Origin of the sequence: Okeania hirsuta (genome assembly GCF_003838195.1) — a bacterium.
GTDB classification, from domain to species: Bacteria; Cyanobacteriota; Cyanobacteriia; order Cyanobacteriales; family Microcoleaceae; genus Okeania; species Okeania hirsuta.
In genome coordinates, this window is sequence record NZ_RCBY01000683.1 from 1 (window position 1) to 600 (window position 600).

Here is a 600-nt window from a genome sequence, read left to right on the forward strand (position 1 = left end):
AAATATAGTAACTTGCATAGATATTTTGTTATTACTCCTGCAACTTTAGTTTGTTTGTTGACGGGAACTAGGAATGTGGAAGTTGATAGGTTATTGGATGAAGATTATAAGTTTAAGTTTGAAGATTTAGTAAATCAAATTCCAGCAAGTCACACTTTGGTAAAAAATTTTTCACAACGCTCTAACTTTTGTACTTGTTTATAACCACTACCAATAGGTTGTCAATAAACCTCCAAACATTCCTCATTAATATCTACCAACCAAACCTCAATTACATTATTTTCTGCATCAAGAGGAACTTTAACTTCACGGTCGAATTGAATCGTACTATCTGCCACTTCAATTACCAAAAATAAATCCTGAGACTGGGGATGTCCTGATTAATAAAAATCTGCTTTTGGTTCTAACAAAGCTATATCTGGTCATGGTTCAGAATAATCATCTAATTCAACAGGGTTTTGAACGCTGACTAGAGTTAGATCGTCTAACTTTTGAGAAAATAATTTATTTAAACGATTTACACAAGCTGCATGGTGACAACCTACTGGGGACATTTTGAGAATTTCTCCTCTTATTAGTTCTACTCGCTCATCTTCTTTC

Annotated in this window: 1 protein-coding gene and 1 pseudogene; one reads left to right on the forward strand and one right to left on the reverse strand. The window is 33.5% G+C overall.

From position 1 onward, the window contains the following. On the forward strand, positions 1–204 hold a 204-nt coding region (locus tag D5R40_RS36860), incomplete at its 5' end, for a hypothetical protein (protein ID WP_205127892.1). 17 nt (positions 205–221) lie between these two features. On the opposite strand, the pseudogene D5R40_RS40530 reads toward D5R40_RS36860, so the two are convergent. Then, positions 222–600: pseudogene (locus D5R40_RS40530) on the reverse strand (Uma2 family endonuclease); the annotation flags it as partial.